General features: G+C 73.1%; 18 protein-coding genes. 7 read left to right on the top strand and 11 right to left on the bottom strand.

Annotation, left to right across the window (positions count from 1 at the left end; all coding sequences use genetic code 11):
- The first annotated feature begins 48 nt into the window (after nt 1–48).
- Nucleotides 49–768: a hypothetical protein gene (locus AB0C59_RS18580; RefSeq protein WP_363005752.1), complete on the top strand. Its 720-nt coding sequence runs from the start codon at nt 49–51 to the stop codon at nt 766–768.
- Here the strand turns inward: AB0C59_RS18580 and AB0C59_RS18575 are convergent.
- The 5 genes from AB0C59_RS18575 to AB0C59_RS18555 form a co-directional block, all read right to left on the bottom strand.
- Entirely contained in the window at nt 761–1,684 is a 924-nt protein-coding gene (locus tag AB0C59_RS18575; protein WP_363005750.1) for an NAD(P)H-binding protein, read from the bottom strand. The two genes, AB0C59_RS18580 and AB0C59_RS18575, sit on opposite strands and share 8 nt — an antisense overlap.
- Nucleotides 1,685–1,729: 45 nt before the next feature.
- Nucleotides 1,730–2,182 (bottom strand): NAD(P)H-dependent oxidoreductase, encoded by a 453-nt coding sequence (locus AB0C59_RS18570; RefSeq protein ID WP_363005748.1) that lies wholly within the window; start codon nt 2,180–2,182, stop codon nt 1,730–1,732.
- 80 nt (nt 2,183–2,262) lie between these two features.
- Nucleotides 2,263–2,676: a hypothetical protein gene (locus tag AB0C59_RS18565; RefSeq protein WP_363005807.1), complete on the bottom strand. Its 414-nt coding sequence runs from the start codon at nt 2,674–2,676 to the stop codon at nt 2,263–2,265.
- A gap of 140 nt (nt 2,677–2,816) precedes the next feature.
- Nucleotides 2,817–3,575, bottom strand: a complete 759-nt coding sequence (locus tag AB0C59_RS18560; protein ID WP_363005746.1) for a TetR family transcriptional regulator — start codon at nt 3,573–3,575, stop codon at nt 2,817–2,819.
- Nucleotides 3,576–3,691: 116 nt separating this feature from the next.
- Complete coding sequence (locus tag AB0C59_RS18555; RefSeq protein WP_363005744.1) at nt 3,692–4,192, bottom strand: PaaI family thioesterase; 501 nt, start codon at nt 4,190–4,192, stop codon at nt 3,692–3,694.
- Nucleotides 4,193–4,286: 94 nt separating this feature from the next.
- On the opposite strand from AB0C59_RS18555, the gene AB0C59_RS18550 reads away from it, so the two are divergent.
- Nucleotides 4,287–4,754 carry a helix-turn-helix domain-containing protein gene (locus AB0C59_RS18550; RefSeq protein ID WP_363005742.1) on the top strand — a complete coding sequence of 156 codons (468 nt, stop codon included), beginning with the start codon at nt 4,287–4,289 and terminating at the stop codon, nt 4,752–4,754.
- Between the two features lie 173 nt (nt 4,755–4,927).
- On the opposite strand, the gene AB0C59_RS18545 is transcribed toward AB0C59_RS18550, so the two are convergent.
- Complete coding sequence (locus AB0C59_RS18545; RefSeq protein WP_363005740.1) at nt 4,928–5,995, bottom strand: glycosyltransferase family 2 protein; 1,068 nt, start codon at nt 5,993–5,995, stop codon at nt 4,928–4,930.
- Between the two features lie 295 nt (nt 5,996–6,290).
- Between AB0C59_RS18545 and AB0C59_RS18540 the strand changes: the two genes are divergently transcribed.
- Nucleotides 6,291–6,482: a glycosyl hydrolase family 28-related protein gene (locus tag AB0C59_RS18540; RefSeq protein WP_363005738.1), complete on the top strand. Its 192-nt coding sequence runs from the start codon at nt 6,291–6,293 to the stop codon at nt 6,480–6,482.
- 22 nt (nt 6,483–6,504) lie between these two features.
- On the opposite strand, the gene AB0C59_RS18535 is transcribed toward AB0C59_RS18540, so the two are convergent.
- Nucleotides 6,505–7,143, bottom strand: a complete 639-nt coding sequence (locus AB0C59_RS18535; protein WP_363005736.1) for a hypothetical protein — start codon at nt 7,141–7,143, stop codon at nt 6,505–6,507.
- Nucleotides 7,144–7,500: 357 nt separating this feature from the next.
- Between AB0C59_RS18535 and AB0C59_RS18530 the strand changes: the two genes are divergently transcribed.
- Nucleotides 7,501–7,632, top strand: a complete 132-nt coding sequence (locus AB0C59_RS18530; RefSeq protein WP_363005734.1) for a hypothetical protein — start codon at nt 7,501–7,503, stop codon at nt 7,630–7,632.
- A 16-nt stretch (nt 7,633–7,648) separates the two neighbouring features.
- Here AB0C59_RS18530 and AB0C59_RS18525 read toward each other — a convergent pair whose 3' ends face one another.
- Nucleotides 7,649–8,482: a maleylpyruvate isomerase family mycothiol-dependent enzyme gene (locus AB0C59_RS18525; RefSeq protein WP_363005732.1), complete on the bottom strand. Its 834-nt coding sequence runs from the start codon at nt 8,480–8,482 to the stop codon at nt 7,649–7,651.
- Between the two features lie 192 nt (nt 8,483–8,674).
- Nucleotides 8,675–10,321: an APC family permease gene (locus AB0C59_RS18520; RefSeq protein ID WP_363005730.1), complete on the bottom strand. Its 1,647-nt coding sequence runs from the start codon at nt 10,319–10,321 to the stop codon at nt 8,675–8,677.
- A gap of 294 nt (nt 10,322–10,615) precedes the next feature.
- On the opposite strand from AB0C59_RS18520, the gene AB0C59_RS18515 reads away from it, so the two are divergent.
- Complete coding sequence (locus AB0C59_RS18515; protein WP_363005728.1) at nt 10,616–10,954, top strand: antibiotic biosynthesis monooxygenase; 339 nt, start codon at nt 10,616–10,618, stop codon at nt 10,952–10,954.
- A gap of 4 nt (nt 10,955–10,958) precedes the next feature.
- Here the strand turns inward: AB0C59_RS18515 and AB0C59_RS18510 are convergent, their stop codons facing one another.
- Nucleotides 10,959–11,975, bottom strand: a complete 1,017-nt coding sequence (locus AB0C59_RS18510) for a cytochrome c oxidase assembly protein (protein ID WP_363005726.1) — start codon at nt 11,973–11,975, stop codon at nt 10,959–10,961.
- Between the two features lie 129 nt (nt 11,976–12,104).
- Between AB0C59_RS18510 and AB0C59_RS18505 the strand changes: the two genes are divergently transcribed.
- Together AB0C59_RS18505 and AB0C59_RS18500 are read left to right on the top strand one after the other, a co-directional pair.
- Nucleotides 12,105–12,524, top strand: a complete 420-nt coding sequence (locus tag AB0C59_RS18505) for a (2Fe-2S) ferredoxin domain-containing protein (RefSeq protein ID WP_363005805.1) — start codon at nt 12,105–12,107, stop codon at nt 12,522–12,524.
- A gap of 143 nt (nt 12,525–12,667) precedes the next feature.
- On the top strand, nt 12,668–13,759 hold the full coding sequence (locus AB0C59_RS18500; protein WP_363005724.1) for a magnesium and cobalt transport protein CorA: 1,092 nt from the start codon (nt 12,668–12,670) through the stop codon (nt 13,757–13,759).
- A 28-nt stretch (nt 13,760–13,787) separates the two neighbouring features.
- Here the strand turns inward: AB0C59_RS18500 and AB0C59_RS18495 are convergent, their stop codons facing one another.
- On the bottom strand, nt 13,788–18,368 hold the full coding sequence (locus AB0C59_RS18495) for a cation-translocating P-type ATPase (RefSeq protein WP_363005722.1): 4,581 nt from the start codon (nt 18,366–18,368) through the stop codon (nt 13,788–13,790).
- Nucleotides 18,369–18,856 lie beyond the last annotated feature (488 nt).

Here is an 18,856-nt window from a genome sequence, read left to right as displayed (position 1 = left end):
GCACGCGCCTGCGCCGCGCGGCGGCCGGAAGGGGGTAGGAAGTCACGAGTGAACGAGCTGCTCGCCGAGGTGATCGAGGCCCATGGTGGAATGCGGCGCTGGCGGGAACTGGACCAGGTGCGGGCCACCGTCGTCAGCGGCGGGGACCTCTTCGCCGTCAAGGGCCTGCCGCAGGACCCCGCGCCGCGCGAGATGACCGTACGGCTGCACGAGGAGCACGCCTCGGTGCGTCCCTTCGGGGCCGCCGACCAGAGGACGGACTTCACTCCGGGGCGGGTGCGCATCGAGAAGCTCGACGGGCGGGTCGTGGCCGAACGCGAGGACCCGCGCTCGTCGTTCGCCGGGCATGTCCTGGAGACCGCCTGGGACCCACTGGACCGCGCCTACTTCAACGGCTACGCGTTGTGGACCTACCTCACCACACCGTTCCTGCTCGCCATGCCGGGCTTCACGGTCGACGAGATCCGGCCGTGGCAGGAGGAGGGCGAGCGGTGGCGGGGGCTGCGTGCCCGGTTCCCTCCCCACCTGGCCAGCCACTCCACGCAGCAGGACTTCTACTTCGGCCCCGACGGGATCCTGCGCCGGCACGACTACCACGTGGACGTGGCGGGCGGGTTCGCCGCCGCGCAGTACGTCCACGAGCCGATGGCGGCGGACGGGATCGTGCTGCCCACCAAGCGCCGGGCCTACCGCCGCGGCAGCGACGACTGCCCGCTGCGGGAGCAGGTCATGGTGTCCGTCGACATCACGGACGCCCGGTTCAGCTGACCGCGGCGCGCCTGCGCACGAAGTCGGCGATCCCCGAGGCGGGGCGGCCCGTGACCTGTTCCACGCCGTCCGCCCGGCGGTCGTACCGGTTCTCCGCGTGCAGACGCGCCATGGTCGCGATGTGCTCGAAGACGTGGTCCGGCAGACCGAGCGGCCGCAGATCCCCCTCGAGCCACTCCTCCAGCGGGACGTCGGTGTAGGTCACCGGTCTGCCCAGAGCCGTCGAGATCTCCGCCGCCATGGCGTCGACGTCCTCGGAGCGGGGGCCGGTCAGCTCGTACGTCCGCCCGATGTGCGGGGCCGGCTCGGCGAGGATCTCCTCCACCACCGCGGCGACGTCCTCGGCCGCCACCGGCGACGTCCTCGCCCGCCCGAAGGGCAGCCGGACGGTGCCCTCCCCGGCGATCGAGGAGAAACCGGCCTGGAAGAGCGGGTTCTCCATGAACACGGTGGGTCTGATCTGAACCACGGGCACACCCGACCAGTCGAACACCTGCTCAACGAGCCACTGCTGACGCTGCTGCTCCGATTCGGACGTGCTGGTGATGCCCATCTGGGACACGGTCAGCTGCGACATGTTCACGACGACGTCCAGGGACCCGTGGGCGCGCGCCACCACCGCCGTCGTCACGGCGGCCTGGAGATACTCGGCCGAGACGCCCATCCCGAAGTACAGCCGCCCGCAGCCGGCGAGGGCCTCGGCGACCTCGGCCGCGCGCGTCAGGTCCCCCACCACGACCTCGGCTCCGGTCGCGCGCAGCGCCCGCGCGCGGTCGTCGTCCCGGTGCACCATCGCCCGCACGGGCAGCCCTCGGCGCCGAAGGCCCTCGACGACGGATCGCCCCACGCCGCCGACCCGGCCCGCGGCCCCGGTCACCAGAACGGGGCGGGTGCCGGATTCCGGGGTGACGTCCATGGGGGCAGCCTGCGACCGGGGTGGCGGGGGTGCAACCGGAGCAGGTCAGTCCATCAGGCCCGCGGCGACCGCGGCCCCCAGCTCCCAGCACGCCTCGGTGTCCGCCTTGTCGATCCCGCCGGTCACGGTCACCGCCTCGGCCGCCCGCCGCCAGCCGAGGCCCGTGGTGATCGCCTCGATGCCCCGCACGGCACCGGTCACGTCGTTCCCGCCGTGCACCCAGTAGCCGAAGGGGCGGCCCGCGGTCTCGTCCAGACAGGGGTAGTAGACCTGGTCGAAGAAGTGCTTGAGGGCGCCGGACATGAAGCCGAGGTTGGCGGGGGTGCCCAGCAGGTACCCGTCGGCGGCCAGCACGTCGGACGCCGTGGCGGCGAGCGCGGCCCGCCGCACCACCCGGACCCCTTCGATCTCCGGGGCCGTCGCGCCCGAGACGACGGCTTCGAACAGCGCCTGGCAGGTGGGCGACGGCGTGTGGTGCACGATGAGCAAGGTGGCCATACCGCCGAACCCTGCCCTCCCCGCCCCGGTGGCCGCAACCGGCGGCACCCGCCCGGCGGTGACGGCGGGTCGGGGGCCGCTCAGCCCCACACGCGGTGCGGCTCCTCGATCAACTGGAAGACGGGCTCGCCGCGGACGGGGTCCTCCGCGACGGACAGCTTGACGCGGTCGCCGCTGTGGACGGCGGCGGGCGATCCCATGACGCGGCCCCGCACCACGAATCCCTCGGCCATCTCGACCAGCGACACGTTGCGCGCCAGGGGCGTCTGACGATGCACCACCGTGGCGTGCCGGACGGTGCCCGTTCCCTCGCTGCGCTCCGCGCTCAGTTCGCTGCCCCGGCACACCGGGCACAGAAGCCGCTGGTAGACGGCCGTGCCGCACCAGGTGCAGCGCTGGAAGGAGAGGCCGTCCGCGTCCCGGGGCCCGGGCTCCAACAGGCCTGTGGCGGAGTCGGCCGCCGAGTAGGACACGCTTGCCGAGTGGTCGTACACGCTGGTCAACTCCCTGCGCTCAGCCGGAATCCGACGTACGCGGATCACCGTGCCGCCGCGCACCGCGCCAGCGTATGGCACTCAGTGCCACGTGTAAAGGCACTCCGTACCCCTCACCTGGGTTCGGGGCCGGGGTGCGGTCAGTCGCGGCCGCCGAGCACGGGCTCCAGTTCCTGGACGACCCGCCACAGGGGCGCCCCCCTGCGGCAGACCACGACGACCACGTCCCCGTCCCCGTCCGGCGTCACCGGCCGGACGGCGTACGGCGCCGGGGACCCCTCGGCCGGTCCGCCGTACACAGCGCGCACATGTCCGAGCGCGTGGTCCACCGCCGCCGCCCCGCCCCGGCCGCCGGCACGCAGCCAGGAGCGCAGCGCGTTGTTGTGCGCCGCGACCACGGCGGCCGCGACGACGTCCGCCTGAAGGGTGCCCTCGCGCCGGTCCGCGAAGCGCTCGCGCAGATATCCGGCGAGGGCGCGCTCGTAGCGCCACACCACGGACAGTTCGTACGCGCGCAGCCCGGGGACCTCCCGTGTCAGCCGGTAGCGCTGCACGGAGAAGGCGGGGTTCTCGGCGTACATGCCGAACACGAGCCGGGCCGCGTCGCAGACCCGCGCGACCGGCTCGTCCGCACCGTCGGACGCCGCGAGAAAGGCCGTCAGATCGGCGAGGCACCGCTCGTGGTCGGGGAAGACCACGTCCTCCTTGGAGGGGAAGTAGCGGAAGAACGACCGGCGCCCCACCCCCGCGAGCGCCACGATGTCGTCCACGGTGGTCTGTTCGTAGCCCCGCTCCACGAAGAGCTGGAAGGCCGCCGAGACCAGGGCGTCGCGCATGGGCGGCTTCATGGCGGGCGCGTCGGCCTTGTCGTCGCGGCGGGCCGCGCTGCTCGGGCTCATGGACGCGAACGTAGCACCGGAACGACCGAAATGGCACTCAGTGCCGATCTTGAGGGAACCGAGTGCTGCCGCGGCGCACGACGACGCGGGCGACGCGGTGGCGTCGGTCCCTGGCGTCAGCCCCCGGCGGGAGGCACGGGGAAGAGCATGCAGCTGCTGGTGGCGTGCGCCAGGAGGCGGTCGGCCGAGTCGAGCAGGGTCGCCTCGGCGAGGGCCGTCCGGCGGCCGCTGTTCACGACCGTGCCGACGGCGCGCACCCTGCCGGTGTCCACCGTGACGCGCCGCAGGAACTTCACGTTCAGGTCGAGCGAGGTGTACGCCGTGCCCGCGGGCAGGGTGGAGTGGACGGCGCAGCCGGCCGCCGAGTCGAGCAGGGTCGCGTAGACCCCGCCGTGCACGCTGCCGATCGGGTTGTAGTGGTCCTCGCCCGGGAGCAGGGAGAACACCACCCGGCCGGGGGCGACCTCGTCGAGGGTGAAGTCCAGGGTGGCGAGGATCGGCGGCCCCGGAAGCCGGCCCGCCCGCATCTCGCCCAGCAGCTCCAGCCCGGAGAGCCGCCCGGCCGCCTCGGCGGTGACCGCGGGGTCCTCCCACTGGTACGTACGGATCCGGCCCATGCCGTGCCACCTTCCCGTCTGACTTCTCCGGACGAAGTTAGATCCGCGCTCCGCTGACTGTCAATCTCGAAGCCAGCCTGGCTACCATGGAACGATGGAGTGGCTTGAGATGAGCACGGAGAACTGCTCCGTGCGACGCACCCTCGACCTGGTCGGCGAGAAGTGGGTGCTGCTGATCCTGCGCGACGCCGTGAACGGGGTCCGCCGCTTCGACGACTTCCGCCGCCACATCGGCCTGTCGGAGGCGGTCCTCAGCGACCGGCTGCGCAAGCTCACCTCGGCCGGGGTCCTGACGACCGTCCCCTACCGCGAGCCGGGCAGCCGCGCCCGCAACGAGTACCGCCTGACGCGCAAGGGCTGGGACCTGTGGCCGCTCGTCGTCGCGCTGCGCCAGTGGGGCGAGATGCACGACCCCGCGCCCGAGGGCGCCGTCCTGGACCTGAGCCACGCCGAGTGCGGGGCCCCGGTACGGGTGGTCGTCGAGTGCGCCGCGGAGCACACGGCGCTGACCCCGGACCAGGTCGCGGTCCGGCCGGGCCCGGGGGCCAGGCGCCTGCCGTGACCCGACCCGGCCGCCCCACTCCGATCTGCGGGGCACCAGGCGCAGCGCGGCGCCCGCCGCCGCGATCAGCGTGAGCGTGATGACCACCCACCACAGGCGGCAGGCGGTGGCGTACAGCAGCGGTGTGCCGGTGGCACCGGCACAGACGGTCACCAGGGGCGGCTTCCCGTGCATCATGTGCGCGATCCCTCCTCGCATGCGACGTGGTGCCACTGGCGCCCCTGGCGGCGCAGCGTCTGGGCCGCCGCCCGCAGATAGACCCACTGCTGGACGCCGTCGTAGGCGAACTCGAGGACGAGGGGTGCCGCCAGGGCCATGGCTGCGGGCCCTTGGCGCCGCACGGTCCAGACGCGTTCGAGGACGAAGACGGCGAGTGGGACCCACAGCCACCCGCGAGGGGCGGTGTACAGGCCGAGGCAGACGAACAGCCCGCTGGTGAAGAGCATCAGGCAGACGGCCGCGATGCCGAAGTACATCGCGCACTGCTTCACGATGTACGGCAGGGTGACCCCGGTCAGTCCGTACGCGCGCAGGTTCTCCAGGGCGCCGCGCTGCCAGCGCAGGCGTTGGCGCACGAAGTCCCCCCAGGTGGGCATCACTTCGGTGACCACGCGGCAGCGGCGGGGGGAGAGGGTCGCCCAGCCCAGGTGTTTGACGGCCAGGGTGATCTCGTTGTCCTCGGTGAGCGCGCCCGGGTCGTACACACAGCCCGGCGGGCCCGGCAGGAGGGTGCCGCGCGCAGCCGCCACGGCGCGCAGCACCCGGGCGCGGAAGACGGAGGCGGTCCCGGTGAGCACCGTGGCCCTGGCCCGGCGGCGGGCGACCTCGCGGGCATAGCGCGCGTACTCGTTGCGCTGGAGCGCCCCGACCAGACCCGCGCCGCTGTGGCCGTAGAACACCCCTCCGACCGCGCCCGCTTCGGGCCGGGACGCCAGGCAGGCGAGGGCGGCCTCCGTGAACTCCGGGCAGATGGTGGTGTCCGCGTCCATGAGCAGCAGGGCGTCCGCCTCGCCCAGGGTGTCGAGCAGGGCGGGCAGCACCTGGTTCAGGGCGCCGGCCTTCAGGACCCCGTTGCCGACGGTCTCGACGACCTCGCAGCCCTGCTCCCTGGCGATGTCGACGGTGCGGTCGGTACATCGATCGGCGATGACGACGATCCGACTCACCGCACCGCTCTGGGCTTTGACGGATCCGAGCGCCGCGGGCAGATGGCGCTGCTTGTTGTGGGCGGTGATCACCACGACGAGACGCGGCCGACCGGAAGGCGGCTGGGGCGCGGCGGGGCCGCCCTCGGCACCGCTATGACGGATGAAAGGGACTTCCGGTCGCAGCTCTTCCACCCGTCCTTCCTGAACGGCCCTTCTGGAGGCCCCCGGTGCCATTCCGTCAGGGGCTTTACCGGGGCCCGGCGGCGCACTTGAGATAACGGAGAGAAATCGAGCGCATTCACAACGTAATCCTCCGACAGGGCCTCCTTCCCCCATCCGGTCGCACCACCACCCCTTCCACGCGGAAGACATCCGGAACGGAGTCATCGTGGCCACCAGTTACTGGATCAACGTCCTGGACTACGGAGCGACCGGCAACGGAAGCACCGACGACACCACCGCCCTGCAGAGCGCCATCGGCGCCGTGCCCGCCTCGGGAGGCACGGTCGTCTTCCCCGCCGGCACCTACAAGATCTCGTCGGCCCTCGTCGCCCGTTCCAACTCGTGCTCGCCGGAGTGAGCGACGGCGCCTCGGTCATCCTTCAGTCCAGTGCCTCCGCGGGCGGGCTGACCGGCTCGGACATCACCCGGCTGACCCTGCAGGACCTCACCTTCCAGGGTCCCGGCGGCGGCACCGGCAAGGGCATCGCGCTCACCCGGGTCGCCAACCCCGCCACCGTGTCCCTGGAGTTCTCCCGGGTGAGCGTGAAGTACTTCCGCGACTCCGGCATCGACCTGTCCAACCCCATCGTGTCCACGTTCATCGGCGTGACCTCCGCGGGCAACGGCAACCACGGCTGGGACATCCACGGCGTGGCCGGCGGGGCCGCCGGCGCCAGCTGCTCCTTCACCGGCTGCGCCGCGGACCACTGCGGCATCGGGTACGAGGTCACGGGCGCCGGCAGCCAGAGCATCGGCTTCCTGGGGTGCGGGGCCGAGTCCGCGGTGGACCGGGGCACCGGATACGACGGGTACGCGTGGAAGATCGACGCGGCGATCGGCGTCGGACTGCGGAACTGCTTCAGCCTGGGCAGCCCCGACTCCAGCGTCTGGGTCACCGGCGGCGCCCGCGCCGTGAGCGTCTTCGGCTTCGCCGAGAACAGCCCCGCCCCCTCCGCGAGCACCTCGATCGTCGTGGACGACGACTGCTCGGCCACCCTGGGCGACGTCAGCAACGTCACGCCGCTGTCCCTGGCGGGGTTCACCAACGTCACCAACGACACGGCGGGCGGCACGGTGGCCACCGGCTTCGTCTACGGGGCCGGTTCCGCCTACTACGAGGGCACCGTCTCCACGACCGCCTCCCCCAGCCAGGCCCAGCATCTGACGCGCAAGGACTACGTCGACGCCAAACTCAACCCCCCGCCGGTGACCCTCACGGACGCCGCGACCATCGCCACCAACGCCGCGCTCGGCCATCACTTCCGGGTCACCCTCGGCGGCAGCCGCACCCTCGGCCCGCCCACCAACCCCACCGACGGGCAACGCGTCGTCTCGTCCAGGACGCCACCGGCGGCAGGGCCCTCACCCTCAGCTCCGTGTTCGCCCTGGGGACGACCGTCTCGGCGGTCACCCTCACCACCGGGGCCAACAAACGGGACTTCCTCACCGCGATCTACAACACGAGCAAGAACAAGTGGTACGTCGTCGACTTCGTCAAGGGCTGCTGAGGGGTGCCGCGGGCGCTCAGGGCGCCGTGAACAGCCCCGGGAAGCGGGGGGCCAGCCAGGGCTTGCGCCCCCAGGCGAGCACCCGGCCCGCGGCGATGGCCCGCCAGGGGTTGGCCCGGCCCAGCGCGATGAGGAAGAAGGTGACGGGCTCGGTGAGCAGGGTGCAGTCGGGGCGGTGCGGCGGCCGCGGCGTCACCTCGACGGCGCCGTCGGCCACGGTGACGCCGAAGGCCGAGCCGCCCCGCACCCGCAGGCGGTAGCGGGCGGTGAGCCCGGCGACGGCGGCCGGGTCGGCGACCCGGGGCATGGCCGCCCGCAGGAACGGCAGGCAGAGTTCGACGCGCGGGGGGTCGATCATGTGCGGCCGGTCCAGCGCGCGGGCCAGGTCGTAGCCATGGCCCAGCATGTGCGTCAGCAGGTAGGAGGCGAGGAGCGCCCGGTTCAGGGGACCGAGCGGGGTCATCAGCGTCCGGTCGGCGGTGCCTTCCGCGACGGACCGGTCCACCGCCTCGAGGAAGGCGTCCGCCTGGTCCACGATCATGGTTGCCAGCGGGTGCGCCCCCCGCTCCTCGAACACCGCGAGCGCCCGCGCGTTGGCGGCGGCCAGACTCTGCGGTGTGCCGTCGCCGTAGGGGCGTTCGCGGCCGGCCGCGAGGTCGGCCATCAGTTCGTTCGCCTGCGCGAGATGGGCCGCCGCCTCGGCGACGCTCCATTCCGAGTCGGGCACGGGGGTGTCCATGTCCCCCGCCCCGCGCAGTACCGCGGCGATGTCGGCGGCCGTCGCGCGGATCGCCCGGGCGAGTCCGTCGGGCAGGCCGGCCCCGGTGTCCTGCCGCGTCTGTGCTTCCACGTCGTCCCTCTCCTGTCGTCGTGCCCGCCGGGCTCGTCGCGGTACCCAACCAGGCGCGGGGCCGCCCGGCAAGGTCCGGACGCGGACGGCCGTCCGCCGCGCTACGCGAACGGGACGTGTCCCCGTCAGCCGGGGCTGACGGGGACACGTCCGGTCGGGCGTTGCATGCCGGTGGTGCCAGGAGGCGGTGCCTCAGTGGGCCGGGGTGTCGACGACCACGACCTCGTCGATGCTCCGCTTGATCGCCTCGGGCTGCGACGCGGTGGCCTTCGCCCAGTAGTAGATCACCAGGGAGAAGGCGGCGACGACCACCATGTCCCACCACAGGCCGAGGTGCGCCTGGCCGCCGAAGCCGCCCTGCCAGGAGATCAGGCCCATGCCCACCAGGTACGGAAGCAGCCACTGGGCGGACTTGAAGTCCATGCGGGGAGCGTCGGGCAGGTTCTTGCCGCGGGCGTAGAGGGCGTATCCGCCGAGCAGCGCGTAGCCCAGGACGATCGCGATACCCAGGCGCCACAGCGTGTCCCAGCCGGCCCAGTAGATGATCAGGTTGGCGACGATGAAGGACAGCGGGGAGATCAGCTTGCCGCCGGGCAGGCGGTAGGGGCGCTCGTGGTCCGGGATCCGGTCGGCGAAGACGCCGTAGGCCAGGGGCGCGCCGGCGTACATCAGGACGCTCGCCGAGGTGATGAAGCTGACCAGCGTCTGCCAGTCCGGGAAGGGCAGGAAGCAGACCACGCCGGTCACGAAGGAGATGATCAGGCCGAACCACGGCACGCCGCGCGAGTCGGTCTTCGCGAAGAGCTTGGGCGCGTAGCCGTTCTTGGACAGGCCGTAGGAGACGCGCGAGGTGGCGGTGGTGTAGATGAGGCCGGTGCCACCGGGGGAGATCACGGCGTCGATGTAGAGCACCGCGCTCAGCCAGCCGAGGCCGACCAGCGTCGCGAGACCGGCCCAGGGGCCGCTGATGCCCGGGAAGTCGAGCTTGTCCCAGCCGTGCGCGAAGGTGCTGACCGGCAGCGCGCCGATGAACACGACCTGGAGCGCGACGTAGATCACGGCACCGATCGCGACCGAGCCGAGCGTGGCGCGGGGCAGGTCTCGCTTGGGGTTGCGGCTCTCACCGGCGAGCTGGATGGCCTGCTCGAAGCCGAGGAGGGCGAAGATGATGCCGCTGCCGCTGATGGCACCCAGCACACCCTTGGCGCCGAACGGCGCGAAGCCGTGCGAGGTGAAGTTGTGCGGGTGGAAGTTGCCGATCGCGATGACGAAGATGGCGATCAGCGGCACGGCGATCTTCCACCACGTGGCGGCGCTGTTGGTGTGCGCCAGCACCCGGACACCGAAGAAGTTGACGGCGACGAAGACGGCCATGAGCAGGACCGCCACGAGGAAGCCGCTGGTCGTCAGGGTGCCGTTGGCGTGCAGGAAGCCCTGTGCGAACTTCCAGTGCCCCGCGTAGCCGATCATGGCCTCGACCTCGATCGGTGCCACGGTGGCCGCCTGCAGCCAGGAGAACCAGCCGAACGACATGCCCGCCAGGCCGCCGAAGGCGTAGTGCGGGTAGCGGGCCGTGCCGCCGGCCACCGGGAACATGCCGCCGAGTTCGGCGTGCACGAGCGCCAGCAGGACGATCGCCACGGTGCCGATCAGCCAGGAGATGATGGCGGCGGGGCCGGCCGTGGTGACGGCCTTCTCCGCGCCGTAAAGCCAACCGGAACCGATGATGGAACCCACGGAGGCCCACATCAGTCCGATCAGACCGACGTTCCGCCGCAGACTGGTGTCACCGGTCTCACTGCGGGTCACATCGGGGGCTGCATGGTCAACGTTCACCATGTCAAGGGGCCTCTCATTATCTGAACAGGGAATTAACGCCCAACGGCCGCTCACAGTAGGAATGCCGAGCCCCGCTGCAGAAGACCGTCACCCGAGATTTGACTCTTTCGCGGGTATTTCTTTTACGTTTGCTTTACGCAGGTCAAGGCGAGCGCAGGAATGTCCCTATTCAGCGCTCAAATATGAGAAGAGACTGAGACAGTCAAGGGCTGAGCGGTGATTCAGATCATCACGTTATAACTCCATGCGCATGTCAATGCCGCGGGTCCACCGGCCGTACGGCAGGATGGGCCCATGAGCGTAGTCAAGATCAACGTGCTGAAGGTCTCCACCGAGCAGCGGGAGACGCTGGAGAAGCGCTTCGCCGCGCGCGCCCACACCGTGGAGAGCTCGGACGGGTTCGAGTGGTTCGAGCTCCTGCGGCCCGTCGAGGGCACCGACGACTACCTGGTCTACACGCGCTGGCGTGACGAGGCGTCGTTCCAGGCCTGGATGGAGGGCCCCATGAAGGCCGCCCACCAGGGCGGCGACGGCGGCGGTGCCGAGGGCGGCGAGCGTCCGCGCCCCGCGGCGAGCGGGTCGATGCTGTGGTCCTTCGACGTCGTGCAGCAGGCGGCGCCCAAGAGCGCCTGAGGGCTCAGCCGGTGCCGCGCCGGCCGCGGATCCTGGCGGCCACCTCGGTGTGCTCGGTCTCCCACCAGGGGCGGACCAGATCGGGGGACCCGGCCTCGCCGGTGTCCGCGGCCGGCACGGCCGCGGGGGTGAGTTCCCGGTCGAGCCTGCGGTCGAGCGCCACGGCCTGGGCGCGTTCGGTACGCGCCCAGGCCACCAGGATCGCCAGCAGGAACGGCAGCGCGACCAGCTCCGCGAGGGCGAGCATCGCGCCACCGCCCAGCTGCTGGTCGCGCTGGACGTCCGGCGCCCAGGAAGGGGCGTGGTGCAGGTACCAGGCGCCCGCGATCAACGTGCCGTGCGTCATCACCACGAGCCCCGGCACCGCGTCGACCACACCGTCCACGAAGACGAGCGCCGCCCGCACCGGGTGGGTGCACCACGCGGGCAGCGTCTGCTCCCGGGTGAGCACCGGCACCACGAACAGGCATCCGGCGAGCAGCAGGTGCAGATACAGCAGCTCGTGCAGCCAGCCCACGCGCAGGGCGGTCGCGAAGTACGGCGTGAAGTACACGGTCAGCTCGGTGGCGAGCACCAGGGCGGTGCTGACCAGCGGAAACGTCAGGACGCGCACCACCTTGCCGGTCATCGCCCGCCGGACCCGCCCCGCGGAGTCCTCCTCCAGCGCCTCGACCGCGAGCCGCAGCGGGTCCCCGAGGGCCAGACCCAGGGGAGCGACCAGGTCGAGCAGGACGTTCTGCACCGCGGCCGGCCAGAACAGCACGTGGTCGTACACGGCGAGCGCCGACATCGTGGCCACGATCAGGGTGCCGAGCCCGAGGAAGGCGAAGGCGGCGAGGCGGGCGAGCGGCCAGGACGCTCCGCGCCGGCGCACCCGCAGGACACCCCAGCCGTAGAGGGCGCCGAGGGCGAGGACCAGCAGCAGCGCGGGGACGTCGACCTGCCAGGACGACAGCAGGTGCCCGAGGGTCGGTTCGGCGAGCTGCCCCGCCGACAGAACGGTCACCGGGTGACCTGCCATCCTGATCGTCCTCCTTCGGCCCATGCGGGGCTGAGCCGGTTCGCTCGCACACCGAACGGTAGCCCCTGCGGGGTGTCTGTATCGTGACCGGTCCGGTACCTCCCGCCCGGCGAAGGGTTCCTCTTGTCCCTGCCCTCCCCCACGACCGTGGGCCATGTGCCCGGCGCGCGAGCGCCGTCGCCCTCGGACCGCTGCACCGTCACGGTGTGCCGGGGCTGCTGCTGCGGCACGCCGAAGATCCCGGGTGTGGACCATGCCGCCCAACTCGACGGTCTGCGGGCGGCGCTGGCGGATGTGGCGCGTGTGCGGGCCTCCGAGTGCCTGGACGTCTGCGAACAGGCGAACGTGATCGTCGTCCAGCCCTCCACCACCGGGCGGCGCGCCGGAGGACGCCCGGTGTGGCTCGGACTGGTCAACGACCCCGACGCCTGCGCCGACATCGCCGCGTGGGTCGGGGCCGGCGGCCCCGGCCTCGCGGAGCCGCCGGCCGTCCTCGACCTGTACACGGTCGGCCCCGCCCGCCGCCCACGCCGGGGAACGAGCCGGTAAAGGACGGGTGTGGACCGGTGAAGACCGGTGAGGTGAGGGGGAGGTGGGCGGCGCTCCCGGCACCGGCGGGTGCCGGCGTCCGTCTTACCCCCGCCTGGGACACTGCCCGGGCCCCCGAAGTCCCGGCGAAAGGAGAGTTCCGCATGTCGATGGTCGGCAATCTGCGCAAGGTCGCCCGGCTGACCCGGCGCAGCCGCCGCGTGGACCTCAGTCACCCCGCCCGCTCCCCGCTCGGCTCCACGGTCGTCAACTGCGTCGTCTACCGCGACGGCGTGCGCCGCCCCGACGTCGACTCCGTCGAGGAGGCCGTCCGGCAGGTGCGCCGCAGGAACGGCTTCGTGTGGCTGGGCCTGCACGAGCCGACCGACGAGGAGTTCGCCGGGGTCGCCAAGCTGTTCGACCTGCACCCGCTCGCGGTGGAGGACGCCGTGCACGCCCATCAGCGTCCCAAGGTGGAGCAGTACGGCGAGGTGCTGTTCGCCGTCTTCAAGACGGTCACGTATGTGGAGCACTCGGAGCTGACCGCCACCAGCGAGGTGGTCAACACCGGCGAGATCATGGTCTTCACCGGCCCCGACTTCGTGGTCACCGTCCGCCATGGCCGGCACGGCTCCCTCGGTCCGCTGCGGGAGGAACTGGAGTCGGACCCCGCCCAGTTGGCGAAGGGGCCGTCCGCGGTGCTGCACGCCGTCGCGGACCATGTCGTCGACGACTACGTGACCGTCGCCGACTCCGTCCAGGACGACATCGACCAGGTCGAGTCGGAGGTGTTCTCCCCGCAGAGCCCGCGCGGCGCCGACGCCGGCCGCATCTACCAGCTCAAGCGCGAACTGCTCGAACTCAAGCGGGCGGTGGTCCCCCTCGCCCGGCCGATGTCCCGGCTCGCCACCGAACCGATGCGCTTCGTCGACCGGGAGATCCAGGCGTACTTCCGGGACGTCGCCGACCATCTCAGCCGGGTCACCGAGCAGGTCACGGCGTTCGACGCGCTGCTGGACTCCATTCTGCAGGCCCATCTCGCGCAGGTGGCCGTGGCGCAGAACGAGGACGCCCGCAAGATCACCGCGTGGGCCGCGATCGTCGCCGTGCCCACCATGGTGTGCGGTGTGTACGGCATGAACTTCGACCACATGCCGGAACTGCACTGGCGTTACGGCTATCCGCTCGCCCTGGCGGTCATCGCCGCCGCCTGCTTCTTCATCTACCGGGGCTTCAAGCGCAACGGCTGGCTGTGACGCGGGGCGCGGGCGGGGCCCGTCACGGTCAGGACGGCAGTCGCAGGAGGGGCAGGCCCAGGCCGAGGCGTCCGAGCGCCCCGTTCAGCCAGCCGACCGGAACCGCGGCGAGCGCGGCGGCGGCCGAGGACAGCGGTGCCGCTCCCGCGTCCTCGCCCGGCCCGTCGGCCCCTTCGGCGGCGGTGGGCAGCCACCCCGTGTCCGCCAGCCGGCTCGCGAGCGGACCGAGTGCCGGGTGGAGCGCCATGGCGGTGGCGATGGCCGCCAGCGCGATGCCCCAGGCGAGCGGACCGAGCGGCGTCGACCCGAAGAACTGACTGACGCCGGGCGTCTGGATGATGCCCGTGAGCAGCGCGGCCGAGCCGATGGTGGCGGCCAGCACCTGGCGGTTCGCGCCACCGCTGACCAGGGTCTGCGCCAGCTGGGTGCCGACCACCGCGGCCAGGGCCACGGTGGCCGCCCTGCGCTGGGTGCCGGTGAAGCGGGCCGCCGTCCAGGCCAGTCCCGCGCCCAGCGCGGTGGTCAGTCCGCGTTGCAGCATCTCCTGGGTCAGCGCGGTGCCCAGGGAGTGCTGGGGGCCCTCTTCGAGGAGCTGCTCCCCCGTGCTCCGGGCCGGGGTGCGCACGGCGATCGACAGGGCCGGGGCCAGGTCGGTGAGCAGGTTGACCAGCATGATCTGACGGGCGCTCAGCGGGGAGCTGCCCGCCAGCGCCGAGGCGAGCACGCTGAAGGTGACCTCGCCGAGGTTGCCGCCGATGAGGATGGCCAGCGCGGTCCTGACGGAGGTCCACATCGCCCGGCCCTCGGTCAGGGCGGTGACGATCGTCTCCAGACGGTCGTCGCCGATGACCACGTCGGCCGCGGCGGTGGCGGCCGGGGTGCCGCGGCGTCCCAGCGCGATGCCGACGTCGGCGAGGCGGATGGCGGGTGCGTCGTTGGCGCCGTCCCCGGTCATCGCCACCACCCGGCCAAGGCGCTGGTAGGCCTGGACGATACGGACCTTGTGGCGCGGGGTGCACCGGGCGATCACGTCCACCTTGGGCAGCAGCCCGTCGAGCGAGACGTCGTCGAGCTCGTCCAGTTCGGGCCCGGTGATCACCGTGTGCTCCCGCTCGCCGGTGACGGAGGCGGCGATGGCCTCGGCGGTGGCGGCGTGGTCCCCGGTGAGCAGGACCGTGTGCACTCCGGCGGCGCGCAACCGTGCGGTGGCGGGCGCCGCTCCGGGGCGGACGGGGTCGGCCAGGACCACGAACCCGACGAACACCAGGTCGCGTACCGTGCCGTCGGTCAGCTCCTCGCCGGGGCCCAGGGTGCGCTCCGCCACGGCCAGGACGCGGCGCCCCGCACCGGCCAGTTCCTCGGTGACCCGGGCGAGCGCCCCGCGCCCGGCGGCGTCCAGGGCGCTCTCGGTGCCGTTCAGACGCCTGCTCCGGCAGCGGGCGAGCACGGTCTCCGGGGCACCCTTGACGCTGAGCAGCGCCGTGTTCCCGGTGCGGCCCGCGGTGGCGTGGTAGGCGCGGGACGGGTCGAAGGGCAGGGTGTCGGTGCGGCGCCAGCGGGGCGCGCCCCGACCCACCGTCACCCGGGCCCGACGCGCGCCCGCGTCCACGGCCCGGTCGGTCTGGTGGGCCATGGGCTGCGAGCGGCGGGCGGCGGGGGTGGCGCGCAGGGCGGCGGACAGCACCCCCTTGTGTCCCGTGCCGAGTCCGCCGACCGGGAGGGTGCTGGTCCCGTCGCTGACGGAGGCGAGCTGGAGGGTGCCCTCGGTCAGGGTGCCGGTCTTGTCGAAGCAGAGCACATCGGCCCGGCCCAGCGCCTCGATGGTGCGCGGGTTGCGGACCAGGGCGCCGTGCTCGGCCAGCCGCCGCGCCGAGGCCAGTTGGGCCGCGTTGACGAGGAACGGCAGTCCCTCGGGGACCGAGGCGACGGCCAGGTTGACCGCCGAGGCGAGGCTCTGGGCGAGCGGGCGGCCGTGCAGCAGCCCCGCTCCGGCGACGGCCGCCGCGGACGCCGTCGCCACCGGGAGGCTGGCCTTGGTCAGCGCCGACAGGCGGGCCTCGACGCCGGTCACCGGTGCCGCCTCGCGCGCGGTGGCCATGGTGCGCCCCACCTCGGTGGCCGCGCCGGTGGCCACGACGACGGCGAGGGCCTGCCCGGCGGAGACCGTGGTGCCCTCGTAGAGCATCGAGCGGCGCTCGGTGAGCTGGGAGGCGACCACGGGCGCCGGATCCTTGGCCACGGGCAGGGACTCGCCGGTCAGGGAGGACTCGTCGACCTCCAGTCCCTCGGCCTCCAGCAGACGGCAGTCGGCGGGTACGACGTCCTCGGAACGGAGCAGGATGGCGTCCCCGGGCACCAGTTCGCCCGCGGTGACCAGGTACTCGCGTCCTCCCCGGCGCACCCGTGCTCCGACGGCCGAGCGTGCCGTCAGGGCGGCCAGGGCGCGCTCGGTCCGTACCCGTTGGACGCCTCCGACCAGGGCGGAGGTCGCGGTGATGCAGGCGACCAGCGCGGCGTCCGCCTTGGAGCCCACGGCCGCCGCCAGGGCCGCGCCGCCGGCCAGGACCGGCGTGAGCGGGTTGGCCAGCTCCTCCACGAACGCCGACGGCAGGGTGGTGCGCGGTGCGGCGCCCGCTTCCGGCACGCCCTTGGCACGCGCCGCGGCCTCCTGCGGGGTGAGCCCGTCGCCGCTCGTGCCCAGCCGTTCCAGTACGCGTGCGGACGGCATCAGATGCCAGGGGACGGTCTCCACGGAGGGGGTGAGGGGACGTGCGCACAGTTGGCGGGCGCGCCACAGGCCGAGACCGAAGGCGATCCCGCCGGCGGTGTTGCAGGCCGTCTGTCCGCGCGAGCACGCCTGGCCCGCCGGTGCCCGCAGGGCGGCGACCGCGCCGATGCCGCTGCCGCTCGCGGCCAGCACCGCGCTGTCGCGGTCGACCTGGCGGGCCACTCCGACACCGGTGAGGATCAGCCCGACCGCGTCGAGGTCGGTGCCGACCAGCAGATGGGCGCCCCAGGCCGGCGGTTCGCCCTGACGGTGGACGCCGATGCCGCAGTCGGAGGCGCCGAGCGCCCGGCGGTTGCCCGACACCAGGAGCACCACCGCGCCCTCCGCCTGGAGGGCGCGCACCGACGCCACGAGGTGGCCGCCCGTGGGCACCATCGCGTCGACGAAGCCGAGTTCGGGATAGGGCTGGTCACCGGCGAGGATCACGCGGATACCCGAGCGGCGGGCGGCGGCGGCCAGCGCCTGCGCCCCGGGCAGGGTCTGGGTCGCGACCCCCGCCACGGCCACCAGGCGGCGCCGGAAGGCCAGGCCCAGCACCGTCTCGCTGCCCCGGAACCGCAACCGCTCCGCCTCCCGGCGCCCGGTGCGGCCCGTCACCCGAAGGTCCTCCAGCGGCCCGAGCGCCCAGCCGTCGTCGTCCCGCCGGGTCCGGGCGGGTGCGGCCGGGTCGAACAGGGCGAACAGCCGGTCGGAGACCTGCTCGGACCCGGCGTCGCCGAGCAGGGTCAGTTCGGTCAGCTCGTGGCGTCCGCTGCGCAGGACGTCCACGTCGAGCAGGACGGTGTTCACCTGGCCGAGGCGGCGCAGGGCGCTGCGGTCCATGGCCACCACGCCGCGCAGGGCCAGGAACCTGCCGAGACTGGTGGCGAAGCCCTCGCGGCCGGCCTCGGGCGCCTTCGGCATGCTCGCCAGCGCCACCGCGAGGCCCCGCCGGGGCCCGGCGTAGGGTGCGGCCAGCGCTCCCACGGCGGCGCCGGCGCCCATCGCCCGTCCGGCGTAGCGGCTGGTGACGTCCTCGTGGGCGGTCGGGCGTTCGACGACGATCGGCTCGGCGTGCGCGTCCTCGGGTCCCCGCACCATCTCGGGCTCGGCCCGCACCCAGGCGTCGAGTGCCGCATTGGCCTCCCGCCACTGCACGACGCGCTGCGCGACGTCGAGCACCAGGCCGCCGCCGCGCGTGGCGACGCCCTGGAGGATCGCGTTGAGCACGGGGACCAGAGGTCCCGCGTTCCCCTGCGCGGACAGAGCGGACAGCATCGCCCTGCGCAACCAGGGATGGTGCTGGACGGCGGCCGCCAGCGCCCCCACCTCGGCGGGCAGCGGTGGCCAGGGCGACAGCCGGGTGCCCACCATGAGGAGCAGCCCGGCCACGTCCGCGGCCAGCACGGGGAGGCTGGGCCGCTTGCCCCGTCCCTCGGAGGGGTGATGCGGCTGAGGGCACCAGCGGTCGGGCACGCCGGACGTCGGGGCGGTGTGCGCGCCGTGGGCCTCCGCTCGGGCGATGATCCGGATGAGTTCGTCCTGGGGCGGTGGCGGGGAGGTGAGTTCGACGACGACCCGCTCGGCGGGGCCGTTGACCCGCGCCCACGACACGCAGGGGTGCTCCTCGAGCGCCTGCTCCACGAGGCCGCCGAGCGACAGTCCGTGCGGGCCGCGCACGCCTCGTACCTCGATGTGGGAGCGCCCCGGGCGCGACCAGACGTCGCGGCGCTCCATGCCGAGCACCGTGGCGGCCATGTCCACGGCACCGCGGACCCCGGCGGCCATCTGTTCGGCCAGCGGTCCTGTCAGGGGAAGCCGCACTCCGGACAGCAGCGACATCCGCACGCCACCTTTCCACGCGGGTCTGTCCCCCGGTTCGTCCCCGGTCCTCGCCGATGGCCCCCGGCCGGTCGCGATCATCATGACCCGGGCCCCGGGCGCCCCGCCCGGCGTGCTGAGCCGAACGGCGTCCTGGCTCGCAGGCCCGCGGACCCACGGGTAGCTTGTGGCTGGTGTCAGGGCGCGCCGTGCGCTCTGGTCGGGGGGCCAAGTCCCGGACCCACGAACGGAAGTGAACCGTGACCACGCCGAAGACCGCCGAGAAGCGCCCGGCCCCGCGGACCAAGACCACCCGAGCGCCGTCGCGTGACGCCGCCGGGGCGAAGACGACGCAGAGCACACGGCGACGTCCCGTGTCCGCGCCGACCGGCACGAGAACGTCGAGCACGAGAACGCAGAAGAGGGCCGAGAGGCCTCCAGCGGCGGTGCGCGGGCCGAAGAAGGCCGGGCCGACGGGGGCCCGGGCCGGACGGACGGGGACCGCCTCG

It is taken from the genome of Streptomyces sp. NPDC048664 (genome assembly GCF_040650555.1).
Taxonomy (GTDB): domain Bacteria; phylum Actinomycetota; class Actinomycetes; order Streptomycetales; family Streptomycetaceae; genus Streptomyces.
Note: the sequence above shows the minus strand (reverse complement) of the source record. Positions and strands in the feature narration are given on the sequence as shown.